Origin of the sequence: Microbacterium sp. CCH5-D1 (assembly GCF_001557335.1) — a bacterium.
In the GTDB taxonomy this organism is placed as follows: Bacteria; Actinomycetota; Actinomycetes; order Actinomycetales; family Microbacteriaceae; genus Microbacterium; species Microbacterium oxydans.
On the sequence record NZ_LSJW01000123.1, the window covers coordinates 1 to 325 of the forward strand.

Below are 325 nucleotides of genomic sequence, written 5' to 3' on the forward strand. Positions count from 1 at the left end.
CTATCCGCGAACCAGCCGGCGGTCCCGGGCTACACCCTCAACTGCGAAGAGCCAGTTCGTCCATACGACGAGAATCACCATACCTACAATGCCGAGCACGGTTGAGAAAATGACCGCGTTCCTGCCGCTAACACTGCCCGTGACGGTCGCTCGTTTCTTTGTACGCTCCATCAGGGTGTCGATGTCACGATCGAGCACATTGTTTAGCACACAGGCGGATGCAATCACCAAGGTTGTTCCGACAAAAAGCGCCGCGAAGAGCAACGGGTCTGGGCCGCCCCCTTCATTCGGTCCGGTCGCTGTGCGAGTCGTCGGTTTCCAGTTG

Annotated in this window: 1 protein-coding gene; it reads right to left on the reverse strand. The window is 58.2% G+C overall.

The window, feature by feature from the left end; genetic code table 11:
- Positions 1-325, reverse strand: a 325-nt coding sequence (locus AX744_RS07835; RefSeq protein WP_197429186.1) for a UbiA family prenyltransferase, incomplete at its 5' end; no start/stop codon positions are given.